This window comes from Thalassospira sp. MCCC 1A03138 (genome assembly GCF_002115785.1).
In the GTDB taxonomy this organism is placed as follows: domain Bacteria; phylum Pseudomonadota; class Alphaproteobacteria; order Rhodospirillales; family Thalassospiraceae; genus Thalassospira.
This window is the reverse complement of sequence record NZ_JFJY01000001.1, coordinates 174,682-190,502: the sequence shown is the minus strand read 5'-3', so window position 1 is coordinate 190,502 and position 15,821 is coordinate 174,682. Positions and strand designations below refer to the sequence as shown.

Here is a 15,821-nt window from a genome sequence, read left to right as displayed (position 1 = left end):
ATTCGGCGGGTATGGGTGGAGGCGGATATTTATCCTGTCGCAATCAGCTTGGGTGTTTGTGTGCGGAAAAGGTTTGAATGCTCCAATCTATGAAGGCGCGAACCGTTGGGGAAATATGACGGTTATGCGGATACATGATTGAAACAGGTTCTGGCGGCGCGGTGTTTTCGGGCAGTACCTCGCACAATGCGCCGCTTTGTATAAGTGGATCAACGATATAGCTGGCGGCACGAATAAGGCCAAGACCGGCAAGCGCACAGGATATATATGCATCGGTGTCATTGACGATCAGCCGGTCGTTTGCGGGAATGTGGCGTTGCTGCCTGTTGACTTCGAAGGTCCAGTCAATCGGGCGCCCGGTCGCGCTGGCGACATATCCCACCAGATGGTGTTTTTGCAGATCGTCAAGGTTTGAGGGGCGACCGTATTTTTCGAGATAGGACGGGGCGGCGCAAACAACCCAACGAAAAGAATGAAGGCGACGGGTTATCAGGCTGGTTGTGTCTGCGGGAATGCCGGTGCGAATAACGCAATCAATGCCGTCCTGAAACAGATCAACGACATTATCACGTGCCGTCAGAAACAGCTTAACGTCGGGATAGCTTTCCTGAAAATCCTGCAATCGCGGCACGATAAAATGTCGGGCGATTGATGCCGTTGTATCGACCCGAAGAATGCCCTGTGCACGACCTGCACGACCGGGGAAGGATGCCTCGACGAGTTCAATTTCATGAAGGACGCGCTGGCAATCGGTAAAATAGGAAGCACCATCGACGGTCAGGCTGAGTTTCCGTGTGGTTCTGTTTAACAGGGACACGCCAAGATAGTCTTCCAGTTCCTTGATCGCGCGTGTCACCGTCGAGGGAGGAAGGGACAATGTTTCGGCAGCCTTGCCAAATCCCCCAGCCTGAACAATGCGAACAAATATTTCCATCGCTTTCAAACGGTTCATTCTTTCCCCGGTCATAAGAGAGGTTCAGCGGAGGGCTCACAGGTACCACAATAATTGCATCATATGGATAAATATGGCGTGATTTTTATGGGTGGAAAAATGGGTAGTAAAATAAGTATTTTATATCAATTAGTTATATTGATATCCGGTTTTCATGATTTTTGATTATTCCATTTTTGAGAATTAACTGCGCAGGATTGCTTCATAGTCAATGGCGGTAAAGCTGCGTATCCAGCACCTATCAGTTATCGGGATGATCCCGGTTGTTTGAAAAGGAAATGGATATGACAGACAAGAATGCAGCACAAAAAGAACCCATACTCGTGCTTGGTGCAGGTCAGCTTGGATTTTCGGTTTTGCGCGAACTGGCACCGCAACTTGATCCGGAAAAACAGCCCTTGTCCGTGCTGGTTGCGCCGGGGATGACCCGCTCGGAAAAGGAAATGGACCGTGAAATTGTCGCGCAATTAAACCAATGGGGCGCGGAGGTTATCGAGGCTGATTTGCGCACTGTATCGGTTAGTGATCTGGCGGACCGGTTTCGGTCGTTCCATACGGTCGTTAGCTGTACCGGTTTCGTCGGCGGCAAGGGCACGCAGCTTAAAATTACCAATGCGGCTCTTGATGCCGGTGTGACACGATATTTCCCGTGGCAGTTCGGTGTTGATTACGACATCGTCGGGCGTGGCAGCCCGCAGGATGTTTTTGACGAGCAATATGATGTTCGGTTGTTGCTTCGCGCCCAGAACAAAACCGAATGGGTTATTATTTCGACCGGTATGTTCACGAGCTTTCTATTCGAGCCAAGCTTTGATGTCGTAAATCTTGACGAGAAAACGATAAATGCGCTGGGGAGCTGGGAGACAAAGGTCACGGTCACAACACCGGAAGATATCGGCATATTGACCACCAAAATCATTCTGGCAAAGCCACCTTTTGCCAATGAAGTTGTTTTTGTGGCGGGTGACACCGTTTCCTATGGCCAGCTTGCTGCGATTGTTGAAACCGTGACTGGCGAGGTATTCCGAAAGACAGAACTGACCCACGAGATTCTTGGGGAATTTCTGAAACGTAACCCGAATGATGTCATGGGCAAATATCGCGCGGCTTTTGCGCAAGGGGACGGCATGCATTGGGATAAGGCCAAAACGTTTAACGCTGCCAACAATATCCCGACAACCGATGTTGAACGCTGGCTGCGTGCACACCTTGGCGATCAATAAGAGTTCGGCAGGTTTGGATTTTTCGGCCGTCTGACTAGGTGATACGGCGAGGGATGGCTCACGGCGCCCTCGCCAGACGGCCAAGAGACCAGGGTTGCAGAACATTCGATGAAAACTTTTTGAAATTAGTGTTTGACCTGAACTTAACTTGAGGTCCTATGGTCCTGCTCCAGAAACGGAAGTCCTGATTACATCACGCCCCAAACGGACAAGACACGGAGCCCCCCGATGAATACGCATCTGCCGATGAGTGCCCCCAAATTCGATGATGCCGCAATCACTTCCAGTGTGCAGAACGCGATTGACGCAAGCTGGGCAAAGCCCTTTCCGCTGCCTGAGCCGCAGGTCGATCTGGATGCCTATTTTGCCCGGATCGGCTATGACGGCCCGCGCGAGGCGAGCCTTGAGGTTTTGCGCGATCTGCATGCGCTGCATCCTGCACATATCCCGTTCGAGGCGATCAATGTGCTGTGTCGCAAGGGCGTGAGCCTTGCGCCAGAGGATATCGACCGCAAGATCATTCTTGAAGGACGCGGTGGTTATTGCTTCGAGCAGAACGGCCTTTTCCGCCGCGTGTTGCGCAGCCTTGGCTTTGAGGTCGAAAGCCTCGCCGGGCGGGTTTTGTGGGGTTATAACGAGGGCGATGGCCCGCGGCCGCGCTGCCACATGGCGATGCGCGTCACGCTGGATGGCGAGGCGTGGCTGGTTGATGTCGGGCTGGGTGGCTGTGTACCGACCGCGCCGCTTTTGCTGGGCGTTTCGGTGCCACAGGTCTCCCCGCATGATACCTTCCGGGTGCGGGAACGCAATGGCCGTTACCTGACGGAGCTTGAACGCGATGGTGTGTGGAAGCCGGTGCATGAGGTCGATATCGTTCCGGTCGAGGATATCGATTACGAGGTGATGAACTTTTACGCCAGCACCCATCCCGAAAGCGGCTTTGCCAAGGTTCTGATGGTGGCGCGAAGCGCCCCGCATGCAAGGTTCACGTTGCTGAACAATCGCCTGACCATCCGGCTGCGCACGGGCGAGGAAGAGGTACATCACCTTTCAGTAGGCGATGTCGAGCAGACATTGACCGATATTTTCGGGATTACGGTTGATCCTTCGTGGCGGAGTTACCTTGAAGATGTGGTCGCCAGTGCGGAGGCCGTGCGCAAGCAGGGGTAAGAACGCCAGGAAATGCAAATATTCAGGGGCCGTGGCAAAGTGCTGCGGCCCTTTTGCATGTGGGGTCAGTAATTGACCGTCAATTCATGCCGGTTCATCAGGCTTTCAAACGTGCCGTTCTGCTTGACGGTGGCAAGGGCGGCGTTGAAGCGTTCGAGCAGTTCATCGCCGTTCGGGTAATCCTTTGAGGTCATCAGGAAAAGCCCCGATCCTTCAAGCAGCGGTTTTTCAATTGTATAGAATTTTTCGACTTCTTCGGGTGGAAACAGGTTTCGGATGGTGTACCAGCCGACGGAGCGCGCGGTGGAGAACAGGTCAATCCGGCCCAGTTGCAGCATTTTGAAATTCTGTTCTTCGGACAGGGCATATTCGACGGAAAGCCCGGCTTCTTCGAACCATGGCTGATAATAATATCCCTGTATCCCGCCAAGGCGGTAGGGTTTGAGATCGGAGAGTTCTTCATAGTGAATGGCCGGTTTGCGACCGTTCGCGTTATAGGCGAAAAACGGGGAATCTTCGATATAGAGTGCATCAGAGAAATTGAATTTTCGCGCGCGTTCTTCGGTGCGGCGATAGGGCAGCGTGCCCCATGCTTCGAGATTTTCAACATCCTGTTCGCCGCGCTTCCACGGTTTGAAATGAAATTCAAACGTGACATTCATTTCATGGCCGATGGCCTCAAACAGATCGGGCAGGAAGCTTCCATCCGCGTCGGCATGCGCATAGGGCGGGTAATCGTTGGTGACGATCACCAGCGTTTCATCTGCATGTGCCGATGGCAGTTCATGCGCGTTGGCGTGCGTCTGAACGTTTGTCTGGGTTAGCAGCAAAAGGGCGGCTGCTAGCCCAATTTTGCGAAAAAATGTCATCCGTGTCCTTTTCCCGGTACCCCGGGCGATTGGCTGCGGCGTTTTTTGGGGGGCCGCAATTCAACCGTGTGTTCCATTGTATATGGGTAAGGCAAAAGAACTTTGCAGGGGCAAATGCAAAAGACAAAGGCCGCAGAGGGAGAGCTGCGGCCTTTGAGCAGATGCGCCGTGGTTCGAAGGGTGCAAACGGCGCGGGAAAATCGGGTGCGTGCCTAGGCCGTTTGGGGGCCGTGGGGTTCGTTTTCCGGGGGCAGGCGCAATTCGGTTTCGGTGTCAAAGACGTGGATTTTTTCCATGTCGAACGCGATATGGATGAAGCTGTCGACGGCGAAATCCGGACGGTCGAGGGTAAAGATTTTGACCGGATTGCCCGCGAGTGAGACATGGACAAGGGTTGAAAGCCCCATCGGTTCGATCAGTTCGACCCGGGCGGGAATGCCTCCATTTTCACCATTTTCATCGGCAGCAATCGCGATATGTTCGGGACGTGCGCCAAGGGTGACGGCCTGATTGGCCGTTGCCCCACGTGCGGGCAGGACGGGTACAAAAGACCCGTCGGTCAGGCGGATGCCAGCCGTGCCGTTCTGGGCGACTTCATAGGCACCTTTGAGGAAGTTCATCGCCGGTGATCCGATGAAGCTGGCGACAAAGATGTTGGCGGGGCGGTCATAGATTTCGACAGGGCTTCCGACCTGCTGAATGATGCCGTCATGCATGGCAACGATCCGGTCGGCCATGGTCATGGCTTCGATCTGATCATGGGTGACATAGACCGAGGTCGCACCAAGGCGGCGGTGCAGTTTGCGGATTTCGGTGCGCATCTGTTCGCGAAGCCGGGCATCAAGGTTGGATAGCGGTTCGTCAAACAGGAAGGCCTGTGGTTTGCGGACAATGGCGCGTCCCATGGCAACACGTTGGCGCTGCCCGCCCGAAAGTGCCTTTGGCCGCCGTTCGAGAAGGGCGGTCAGGCCAAGGATTTCGGCGACATTGGTGATCGCATCTGTGATTTTTTCCCGCGCGGTTTTGCGCAATGTGAGCGCGTAGCTCATATTTTCGGCGACCGACATATGGGGATAAAGCGCATAGGATTGAAACACCATGGCGATGTCGCGGTCCTTGGGCTGCAATTCATTGACCACCGTGCCGCCGATGGAAATCGCGCCTGATGTGATGTCCTCCAGCCCGGCAATCATGCGAAGCAGGGTCGATTTGCCACAGCCCGACGGGCCGACCAGAACGATGAATTCGCCATCCTGGATATCAAGGTCGATCCCATGCAGGACATCGACCGCGCCATAGCTTTTGACGGCATTTGAAATTTCAATGGAAGCCATTTGGGTCCTCTTATCCTTTCACAGCGCCAGCGGTAAGCCCCTGCACCAGATAACGCTGGATCAGCAGGAAGAACGCACAGGCCGGGATCAGGGCCAGCACACCGGCGGCCATCATCTGACCGAAATCAACACTGAATTTTGAAACGAATGACAGCAGACCGACCGGGAAGGTCGAGGCACTTTCGCTGCTGACCAGCATCAGGGCGAACAGAAGCTCGCTCCAGGCGGCGGTGAAAACAAAGCCGAGCGTTGCCGCCACACCGGGAAGGGTAAGCGGCAGAATGATGCGGCGGAAGGCCTGAAAGCGGGTATTGCCATCGATCATCGCGGCTTCTTCGAGATCCTTGGGAATGCCGTCAAAGAAGGACTGCATCAGGAAGGTCGCGAACGGCACATTGAACGCCGTATAGACGATGATCAGTCCGGTCAGACTGTCGGTCAGGCCAAGCGGGGCCAGAATTTTAAAGATCGGCGCAATCAGCATGACCAGCGGGAACATCTGGGTGATCAGCATCAGGGCGACGATGATCACCTTGCCGCGAAAGGCAAAGCGCGAAAATGAATAGCCGGTCACGGCGGCGACCATGGTGGTCACAATCGCGGTGGTGCCCGCAACGATCACGGAATTCAGGAAATAATGCGGAAAGTTGCTTTGGGTCAGGACGAAGAAATAGTTTTCCCACGTGGTGCGTGACGGCCACATCCGCACGCCTTCGGTATACAGGATGTCGTTGGGGGTGACCGATACCTTGAGCAGCCAGTAAAGCGGGAACAGGGCAAAGACGACAAAGGCCCCGATCATCAGATAATGACTGCCCCAATAGACCAGTTTGCGGGCGGGTGAATTTCCGGAAACGTTCATGTTCTTTGATCCCTTGCCCTAGCTGTCGGCATGCGTCATGGCGCGGCGCAGTGCAATCACACCCAGCGCATAGGCCAGCAGCAGAACCAGAAGGACGGCTGCAATCGCCGAGGCATAGCCGAAATCAAGGCGGCGGAAGGCCTGGGTGAAGATGTAGGAGGCGACGATCTGGGTTGAATCCGCCGGGCCGCCATTGGTCATGACGACAATCAGATCGGCGAAATTGGCAATCCAGATGGTGCGCAGCATCAGCGTGATCGCAATGGTCGGGGCCAGAAACGGCAGGGTGATGCTGATGAATTGCTGGCGGGTGGTCGCGCCATCGATTGAGGCGGCTTCGTACAGTTCCTTGGGGATGGATTGCAGGGCGGCCAGAAGGGTGATGGCAAAGAACGGAATACCAAACCAGATATTGGCAACAATCGGCCCCCACATCGCAAGGTCCGGATCGGACAGGATGTTAAACGGGGTTTCCATCAGGCCAAGGGCGGTAAACCAGTGCGGCAGCGGTCCGACGACGGGATTGAACATCCATGCCCAGTTCAGGCCCGACAAAAAGGTCGGCACGGCCCATGGGAGGAAGACCAGCGCCTGAACCAGCCGACGTCCAAGGAAATCCCGGTTAAGCAACAGGGCAAGGATCAGGCCAAGCGTGAACTGGAATAACAGGGAGCCGAAAGTCCACCACGCGGTATTGACCAATGCGCCAAGAAACGCATCGTCGGTGATCAGGGTCTGGAAATGGGCCGTGCCGACAAAGCCGCCACTGAACGGATTGAGGATACGGATATCGCGAAAGGCATAGCTTAGCCCCAGAACAAGGGGCATCAGCATCACCGCGATGATCAGGATCAGGGCGGGGGAAACATAAAGATAGGGTTCAAGAATGCCGGACAGTCTTCTGGAGATCACCCCCCGCCTTTCGACGGGGAGTTTTCCGGCCTGCATTGCAGTGGTCACTGATTTGCCGCCATCCATTTTTTCTGTGCCGGGGTCAGGTATTCTGCCCACTGTTTCGCCAGTTCTTCGGGCGTGATACGGCCAAGCATGGCTTCCTGACTGGTGCGGATCACAAGGCTGTCCTTGAAGAAGGCGAATTCTTCAAGATGGGTTGGCATGACGGTCGGATGAACGTCAGGATCGGACAGTTCGTTAAACCAGCCTTCGAATTGCGGGCTGGCAAAGAACGGATCGCTTTCGGCACCATTGTGGATCGGCAATGCCCCGATGCGCTTGTTCCAGGCAAGGTTGCTGTCCTTGGATTCAAGATGGGCGATGAGGTCCCATGCCTCGTCCTTGTGTTCGCTGTTGGCAAACATCGACCAGCCGGCATAGCCGATGGTCGGGAAGGCCTTACCCGACGGGCCCTTTGGCATGGTGGTTACGCCGAAATCCTCTTCCTTCATGCGGCTTGAAATCGCGATCAGGGCGTCGGGGTCCTGATCGAGCATCGCACAGGTGCCGGAATAGAACCCGGCGACGATTTCGTTAAAGCCCCAGTTCAGGCTGTCTTTGGGGGCCAGTCCGTCCTTGTAGATATCGATCAGATATTCAAGACCGTCGGTCCAGCCCTCGGTGGCAAAGGTGCTTTGGCCGTCTTCGGTGAAGAATTCGTTCGATCCGGCGGCGGTCGCGCCAAACATCACCCAGCCATTCAGCCCGCCGGGCCCGCCGCGCATGCAGTAGCCATATTTGCCGGGAAGGGCGGATACCTTTTCGGCAGCCGCGCGGAAGTCATCGAGCGTTACCGGGACTTCGGTCACACCGGCTTCTTCAAACAGCTTTTTGTTATAGAACATCGCGCGCAGATAGAAGCCATAAGGCAGCATATAGGCGGTGTTGTTGGCCGAGCGGGCAAATTCAAGCGCGCGGTCATTAAGCGTTTTGCCGCCGTCCCATTCCTTGATGTAAGGTTCGAGACTTTCGAGCGCGCCGTTATTGGCATAGAGGGTCAGCCACGTATCGGGCATTTCAACGATATCGGGGGTTTGTCCGGCCGATACCATGGTGGCGAATTTTTCAAAGGCCTGCCCCCATGGAAGGGATGTGATTTCGACGGTCACACCGGGATTTGCCGCCTCGTATTCCGCGACCAGGCTTTTGAGCGTTTCGGTGCGTTCCGGGCTTGTGATGACTTCGACAAGTTTCAGCGTGGTATCGGCATGGGCCTGACTTGTCAGAACGAGAGAGGTCACACCTGCTAGTAATGTTGTTTTCCAGTTCATTGTGAAGTTCCCTGTTTTTAAAGAGTATTCTTACTTCAGGCTTGCCCCGATCGCCTGTGTCAGGTCCGCCCGGAGGTCTTCCGGGCTTTCGAGGCCGATATGCAGGCGGACCAGATTTTCCGGTACGCCAAAGCGCAGTGCGGAATTGGGCCCGCCGACTTGTGCGCGCGTCACCAGCGCAGGCACAATCAGGCTTTCGTGTCCGCCCCATGACACGCCGATCTTGAAGATGCGCAGCGCATCGACAAATTTCGGGATATCGACATTCGGGGTGAACTCGAACGAAAACAGACCGGATGATCCGGTCAGGCCGGGGGGCGTTTGCCCGCCCAGACGCGGATGGTGAACCGCGATGACTTCGGGGTGGTCGGCAAGGAAACCGGCAATGGCCAGCCCCGATCTTTCATGTTCATGCATGCGGGCCGACAAGGTGCGAAGCCCGCGCAGCAAAAGCCAGCCGTCAAAGGCCGAAAGCTTGGCCCCCAGATAGGGCAGGATGGTGGTGCGGACATTGCCGATGAATTCGGCCGATCCGGCAATCACGCCTGCGACGACGTCGCTATGCCCGCCAAGATATTTGGATGCGGAATGAACCACGACATCGCAGCCCAATGTTGCGGGCTGGCAGAAAATCGGCGATGCCCAGCTATTATCAATGATTGATACCGCCCCGGCATCACGCGCAATATCGCAAAGGGTTTTGATATCGTGGGTGTGGAAGGTCCAGCTTGTCGGGCTTTCAAGATAGAGGACCTTGGCACCGGGAATGGCGGCGCGCACCGCATCGATATCGCGGCCATCGACATAATCGACCGTGACATTCATATCGCGCAGGAACATCTCGAAAAACCGGAAGGCATCGGGATAAAGATGTTCGACCGCAACGATCCGGTCCCCGGGGCGGACCACCGACAGGACGGCGGATGATATTGCGGCCATGCCGCTGGCGGTGCCCAGGGCGTCTTCGGTTTTTTCAAGGGCGGCGATTTTTTCCTCGAACGCGCGGACGGTCGGGTTGAGGCCGCGCGAATAGACCGGGCGGGTTTTGCGCCCGGCGTAGGTTTCGACCATTTCGGCGAAGTTTTCGAACACGAAAAGCGAGTTCTGGAAAATCGGCGGTACGACCGCATTGGCGAAATGGGTTTCGTCATAGGCAAGCCGGGTCGAGGGGGACAGGACCTCGTTTTCATTTCTGCTGTTTGCCGGTTTATCGGAATTATTGTTGTTCATTGGACATTCTCACGATGTCGTTTTCGACGATTTCAAGGATGGCAAGCGTGTGCTGACGGGCGGCTTCGGGGTCGCGCGCGACAATCGCGTCAAACAGCATGCGATGAAATTCAAAGGATTCCTTGGCGAAGTCCGGGCGGTTGAACGGCTGGGCAAAGAAGCTTTCAAACGCTTCGCGCATCTGACCCAGCAACTGTTCAAACAGGGGATTGCCCGACGCCTTGTAGATCGAGAGGTGATAGACAAGATCGGCCTGGCCGGCGGTGCCAAATTCCAGATGTTCGGCTTCCATCGCATCAAGGGCGGCGCGCATTGCTTCGATATCCGCATCGCTTGCGCGTTTGGCGGCCAGCATGCTGGCTTCGACTTCAAGGCCGCGGCGGACTTCAAGAGTTTGCAGCAACCCATCACGCTGGGTGGCGATGGAAAGCGGCATGAACAGGGTCTGTTCACTGACCGGGCGTTTAAGATAGGTGCCCGATCCGCGTTTGATTTCGACGATGCCAAGGGCCTGCATATGGCCGATTGCCTCGCGGATGCTGGATCGGCCGACCTGAAGGCCCGCCATCAGTTCGCGTTCGGGTGGCAATTGATCGCCGGGTTTCAAATCCGACTGCACGATGAATTGCGTCAGGGATTCAAGGATCGCATCGCGACGCCCCGATGTCTGTATGGGTCGGATAGTGGCACCTGCCGATTGCGACACTTCACACCTTTATCTGATTTTTACATCGCCCCGGCGACCGGTTATGTGGTCAGCCATCAGACGTCAGACCAATTTTGGAATTGAATCGGTTCAAGTCAAGCGGAAATGAAAAGAACGATGATGTTTTGCAATCGCGAATGGCGGCAGCGTACCGGTTTTCAGGCCTTTGGCGGGGAGCGGAATGGTGCGGTGGGTGCGCTGCAAATCCGGATGATTCGGGGCGTTTGACCGAAAGATTCCGTTAAACGGCGTGCGTGCGGCAGGGAGTCGGTGCAAAGGGCAGCGAGATCTGGCGGTGAGGATCGGAGCGATGGTGCCGACGGTGCCGATGGAGAGGTGGGCTGAAGGGGAACGAGCAGCGTGGCATAAAAAACGCGCCGCATGGGGGATGCGGCGCGTGAAGTTGGGCAGATGTTGAGGGAGGCAGGCGTTAAGGGTCAGTTGGCGTTGGCGGCCTTGAGGATCAGGTCGGCAACTTCCTTGGGGTGGGACACCATGACGACGTGGGATGCGCCATCAATCACAACGGTTTCCTTTGAATTGGCGCGTTTGGCCATGAATTCCATTGCGGCGGGCGGGATGTTTTTATCGGCCGTGCCATAGATGTGGTAGGACGGCACATCCTTCCATGCGATATCGCCAGACGGTTCGTTCAGCGCAAAGTCGGTGACCGGGCGTTGGGCAATCGCCATCAGGCGGGCCTTTTCAGCCGGAACGTCGGCGGCAAATTGCGCGTGGAACTTCGCCGGATCGATATAAAGGTCATTCACACCGTTGCCGAGCGGAACCGGGGCTGCCAGGGCTTCACCCAGGGTGCCGCCGGGGAATTTTCCAGCCAGTTCGGCAATGGTTTCACCCTTTTCCGGGGCGAAAGAAGCGACATAGACCAGTGCCTTGACATTGGCTGCACCGGTTGCGGCGTTGCTGATGACCGGCCCGCCATAGGAATGACCGACCAGAACGACTTCACCCGGAATGCTGTCGATAAGCGAGCGGGTATAGGCGGCATCGCCGGATACACTGCGCAGCGGGTTGGCGACGCTGATGACGCGATATCCTTCGTCCTGCAGGATCGGCGCGACACCATCCCAGCTATCAGAGGCGGCAAAGGCGCCGTGGACCAGAAGGATGGTCGGTTTGGTGTTGGCGGCATTCGCGGCCGCCGTGTCAGCCGCGAAGGCCGGAGATTGCGCGGCCATCAGGCCAAAAGCAAAAGCGGTCGCCTTGAGCAGGTTTTTCACATTCAGCATTTTCATCTTCCCTTTTCCCGGTTTCGCCGGTGACCGGCCAAACGTTGTTTCGATGAGATGCTTGTAGCCGTGAATTTATGATCGTGCAATATTAAATCGTGTGCGATTTAATCACGTGAGATCACATGAGCGTGAGATGGTAGTTGCGGTGGGTTGTTGTGGTCGTGGCTTCGGCGGAAATGACGAGTTAGGCCTTGATCATCGTTCACCTCTTTGGGCCGAATAAAAACGCGCCGCAGAAGAATGCAGCGCGTTTTCGATTGTTGAAGGGACAACAGGGTTGGAGGAAATCAGAACTTCATCCTGAACCCGGCACCGAAGGCATGTTCGTGGCTGTTTTCCGAGATCGAGGGCTGGTAATCGGCGTAAAGGGTCCAGCCGTCGTCATCGGCAAGGGCAAAGCCGAGATTGCCGACCAGCCGGTCGCGGTCGGTTTCGCTGCCCGAGACGGTGAAGGACGGGGTTCCGGTAAAGGCAAGCGTGGTGCTGTTGGAAACCGGGCCGATATGATGATCCCATCCCAGACGGAATTGCGGGATCAGGGTTTTGCCATCGCCGGTATCGATCATGCCAGCGAAGCGCACGCCAAGGCTTGCGGTGCCTGAAAGGTCGTCATCGGCCGCGCGCGAGATATTGGCCGAGCCAGCCCCGGTTTCGGAAAAGCTGCCATAGCGGTTCCAGGTCACGCCAAGCCCGCCATAAGGTTCCGCCCGCCAGTTTGGCGCAAGCGCAAAGCCCTTTGCCAGTTCGATATCGGCATTGAGCGCATTGTCGGTATAGTCCGCCGTGGCGGTGCGGTCGATGCTGCCGAAGTCAAGGTTGCGGCTGCTGTCGATGCCAATGCGGGTCCATCCGGTCTGCCCGGACAGGCGCCAGTCATCGCCGAGATCATGGGTGCCATAGATCCCGGCCATGAGATTGGCGGAATCAAGGGTGGCGTCACGGCCACTTTGGCGACTGTTGCCGTCGGCATAGCCGAAATAGATGCCAATGGTGGTGGTTTCCGACAGGCGGGTATCATAGCCGCCGATCATGCCGGCCCATTTGTAATCGGTGGCATCGATATTTTCATCGCCGTCAACCCGGCCTTTGCCGCCAATCGCCTGAAGCCAGATGGCAGAACCGGTCTGGGATATGCCGTCATTGCCAAGGGCCAGAAGGGGCGTGTCCGCATCGGTTGCGACATGGTCGGACGCGGCCGGACCGGCGGAAGCAAACCCCGCCAGTGCGGCGGGCGAAAGTGTGCCTGCGGCGACGAGGGTTCCGGAAGTGCCGCTGTTGCTGTTAAGGGCGGCCAGACGACCGCCGATCTGCCCGCCGGCCTGACGGGCGATCTGGCCGTTGATGGCGGTGGTGCTGGCGTGAACGTCGCCCGAAAGCTGTTCATAGGCGCGCTGGACTTCGGCGGTGGTCAGCCCCTGAAGGGCGGCACGGATGGTGGCACCATCAGCCCCCGGAAGATCATCGATGACAGCGGCGACCGCCGACTGGTTGCCGGTGACGGCATGATCGGTAAAATCGGTGTCGTTGCGTGTGAGGCTAAGTGTTACATCGTTGCCGGTGCCGCCACTATAGGCAACAGAGGCATCATAAAAGGCAAGCTGGTTATTGATGCTGTTGAAAGTACCGACAACTGCATCCACCCCGTCATTGGCGATGATGATGTGGGTATAATTGTCCTGACCGGACATATCATTATCGGGCAGGCCCAGAATGCGAAGCGTCGCGCCGCCAAGATCAACCGCCCCGTTGACGATCACCTGATCGGCATCGCCTGCGGCATTGACTTCGATCGCGAGGATCGAGCCACTGTTAAGGGTATAGTTGCCATTGACGGTCTGGGTTCCAATCGAATTGCCTGGGGCGTGAATACCGCCTGATTGCAGAGTGGTCGCCCCAACAGGACCGGTCCCGCCAAGGGTGGCGCCGCTCCGGATTGTGAAAGCCGAGGAACTGGCCGCGCCATTGACCAGCAAGGTGCCGCCCCAGACGGTGGTGGTACCGGTATAGGTGTTGGTCCCTGACAGGGTCAGTGTTCCTGCCGCCACTTTGATGACATTGCCAGCGCCGGAAATGACACTGGCATAGGTCTGGTTATCGCTGCGATTGAAGATAAGTGTTCCGAGGCTGGTGACGTTGAAGTTCCCGCCAAGGGCCCCGGTGGTGCCGCCATTGCCGATCTGCAGGATTCCCTGTCCGACATAGTTGTTGCCGGTAAAGCCAGATGAATCGCCGGTCAGGATTTGCGTATGGTTGCCGTTCTTGTTGAACTGCCCATTGCCCGACATGACGCCAGAATAAGTACCGGAACTGGTGGATGTGATGGTGAAGGTGCCGGTATTGACGATGTCGCCGATTAACTGACCCCCGTTTACCGCGGCGGTGCCGGTGTTGTTGAAGGTGCCGGTATTGTTCACCGTGGCCCTGATCGTCATGTAACTGTTGTTGACCAGAGTCCCGCTATTGTTCAGCGTCGCGCTAACATCGAAGGTGCCGTTATTGGTCAGTGTGCCGATATTGTTCATGGTGTCATTGGCTTCAAGCGTGCCGCCGCTTTGGATGGTGCCACCGTTGAAATCACCGGCAGGATATTGGTTGGGAACGGTATGGGTATCGCCGTCGGGTACATTTATGATCGATTGAGCTTTTACCGCGTGCGGCGTCGCAAGGATGCCAAGACCCCCGGCAGCAGAAATACAGCAGAGCACAGTGATATCGCGCAGCGCAGCACGAAGGTGGCGCATCGATAGTGGATTTTGCATGGTTATCTGCCCGTCAGTCCCAAATAGTCCCCAAGTCGGGCAGTTTTGTTTCCGGGTTGTTTCCCGACTGTCCCGTGTTCGGCTTTAGGCGGCGGGGAAAAGATACGCAACTGGAAATGGACCAACGAACATGCAGTTTCGACGAACCGACAAAACGGTACATCAAAATCAATCAGATAGGGTATTTGGCGGCTGGACTGGATGGGGAGGGGCTGAAAGCCCTAAATGCGATTCAGACGCCGAGCTTGCTGCGCAGTTCCTGGCGGTAGGGGCGAGAGACGCTTCGAGTTTGATCAAGAATACGCAGGCTGACTTCCCATCGGTCGCCGCTGCTGCCTGCATGGCGGTTGAGTTCCGCGACATGATGCAGATTGACAATCGTGGTGCGGTGGATGCGGTGAAAATGGCCCGGCGGGAGCATTCCCGCCCAAACCGAAAGAGGGCGCAGGTCCGTCATGGACGACCCGTCCGAGAGAAACAGGGTGGTATAATCCCGTGCCGAGCGCAAACAGACGATTTCAGCCGATGTTACACCCCGGACCCGCCCGAAGGTACGGATATAGATCAGCGGATCGGCTGACAGGCGGGCAACCGGTTGTCTGTTTTGTTGGGCGGGGATGTTGTTGCCATAGCGCGCAAGCGCAATCAGGTTCGCACAACGGTAAAGCTGTGATGTGATTGCGCCATCCCAATGCGTATGTATGCGGGTGGCATCAAAACCGATACAGGCGCGCAGGCGGTCTTCGAAAAAGACCGGGATGCAAAGGACGCTTTTGTCATTCTGGCGCAGCATTTCGGCCTGAAGATCGCGGGCGGGACGTGGCAGGGTGCTGACATCGTTAATCATGACGGCCTGATTGGCCGCAATGTATTGTTGCAGCCAGGCGATCATGGTAACGGGGGTGTCCTGCAGATCGGTGACGTGCGAGGTAACGGTTTCGCGGCTCCATTCATGGGTGTTGCGAAAGCGCAAAAGCGTTGCGTCATATTCGAACATCCATGCCCGGTCCGCCCCGGCGGCAAGTCCGGTCAGTTCCAGAATACCGGTAATTGCCTGATCACACGGTTCTGCCAGCAGCATCTGTGCCGTTTGGAAAACCCATTCGTCGCACCGGGCATCCTGAATGTTTCGGCAATCGGGCGACAATGGCAGGTCGGAAATTTCGAAAGACGGGCGCGCTAAAACCTGCGTGCCGGAATGCGACGCGTCCAATAGCATGGCTTGTGTTACCCAACCT

At 56.4% G+C, this 15,821-nt stretch carries 13 protein-coding genes; 2 read left to right on the top strand and 11 right to left on the bottom strand.

Annotated features, from left to right (window positions below):
- Window positions 1-43: 43 nt before the first annotated feature.
- Window positions 44-952, bottom strand: coding sequence for a LysR family transcriptional regulator (locus TH468_RS00925; RefSeq protein WP_197467418.1), 909 nt, complete (start codon window positions 950-952; stop codon window positions 44-46).
- 284 nt (window positions 953-1,236) lie between these two features.
- Here TH468_RS00925 and TH468_RS00920 point away from each other — a divergent pair, with 284 nt between their 5' ends.
- Together TH468_RS00920 and TH468_RS00915 are read left to right on the top strand one after the other, a co-directional pair.
- A complete protein-coding gene (locus tag TH468_RS00920; protein ID WP_085642404.1) occupies window positions 1,237-2,175 on the top strand; it encodes an aromatic alcohol reductase in 939 nt (312 codons plus the stop codon).
- Window positions 2,176-2,403: 228 nt separating this feature from the next.
- Window positions 2,404-3,345, top strand: coding sequence for an arylamine N-acetyltransferase (locus TH468_RS00915; protein WP_210402196.1), 942 nt, complete (start codon window positions 2,404-2,406; stop codon window positions 3,343-3,345).
- Window positions 3,346-3,410: 65 nt separating this feature from the next.
- On the opposite strand, the gene TH468_RS00910 is transcribed toward TH468_RS00915, so the two are convergent.
- From TH468_RS00910 to TH468_RS00865, 10 genes are all read right to left on the bottom strand, one after another.
- Window positions 3,411-4,214 (bottom strand): ABC transporter substrate-binding protein, encoded by an 804-nt coding sequence (locus TH468_RS00910; RefSeq protein ID WP_085641824.1) that lies wholly within the window; start codon window positions 4,212-4,214, stop codon window positions 3,411-3,413.
- 212 nt (window positions 4,215-4,426) lie between these two features.
- The gene (locus tag TH468_RS00905) at window positions 4,427-5,548 is read right to left on the bottom strand and encodes an ABC transporter ATP-binding protein (RefSeq protein ID WP_085641823.1); all 1,122 of its coding nucleotides are present in this window, start codon (window positions 5,546-5,548) and stop codon (window positions 4,427-4,429) included.
- A 10-nt stretch (window positions 5,549-5,558) separates the two neighbouring features.
- Window positions 5,559-6,410 (bottom strand): carbohydrate ABC transporter permease, encoded by an 852-nt coding sequence (locus TH468_RS00900; RefSeq protein WP_062960875.1) that lies wholly within the window; start codon window positions 6,408-6,410, stop codon window positions 5,559-5,561.
- An 18-nt stretch (window positions 6,411-6,428) separates the two neighbouring features.
- A complete protein-coding gene (locus tag TH468_RS00895; RefSeq protein ID WP_231887028.1) occupies window positions 6,429-7,322 on the bottom strand; it encodes a carbohydrate ABC transporter permease in 894 nt (297 codons plus the stop codon).
- A 44-nt stretch (window positions 7,323-7,366) separates the two neighbouring features.
- The gene (locus TH468_RS00890) at window positions 7,367-8,635 is read right to left on the bottom strand and encodes a sugar ABC transporter substrate-binding protein (protein ID WP_085641822.1); all 1,269 of its coding nucleotides are present in this window, start codon (window positions 8,633-8,635) and stop codon (window positions 7,367-7,369) included.
- Between the two features lie 30 nt (window positions 8,636-8,665).
- Window positions 8,666-9,865: a PLP-dependent transferase gene (locus TH468_RS00885; protein ID WP_085641821.1), complete on the bottom strand. Its 1,200-nt coding sequence runs from the start codon at window positions 9,863-9,865 to the stop codon at window positions 8,666-8,668.
- Entirely contained in the window at window positions 9,852-10,571 is a 720-nt protein-coding gene (locus TH468_RS00880; RefSeq protein WP_071239820.1) for a FadR/GntR family transcriptional regulator, read from the bottom strand. Before TH468_RS00880 ends, TH468_RS00885 begins: the two co-directional genes overlap by 14 nt.
- 437 nt (window positions 10,572-11,008) lie before the next feature.
- Window positions 11,009-11,827, bottom strand: coding sequence for an alpha/beta fold hydrolase (locus TH468_RS00875; RefSeq protein WP_209221525.1), 819 nt, complete (start codon window positions 11,825-11,827; stop codon window positions 11,009-11,011).
- Between the two features lie 284 nt (window positions 11,828-12,111).
- Entirely contained in the window at window positions 12,112-14,583 is a 2,472-nt protein-coding gene (locus tag TH468_RS00870) for an autotransporter outer membrane beta-barrel domain-containing protein (RefSeq protein WP_085641820.1), read from the bottom strand.
- 232 nt (window positions 14,584-14,815) lie between these two features.
- On the bottom strand, window positions 14,816-15,802 hold the full coding sequence (locus tag TH468_RS00865; RefSeq protein ID WP_085641819.1) for a GAF domain-containing DNA-binding protein: 987 nt from the start codon (window positions 15,800-15,802) through the stop codon (window positions 14,816-14,818).
- Between the last annotated feature and the right edge of the window lie 19 nt (window positions 15,803-15,821).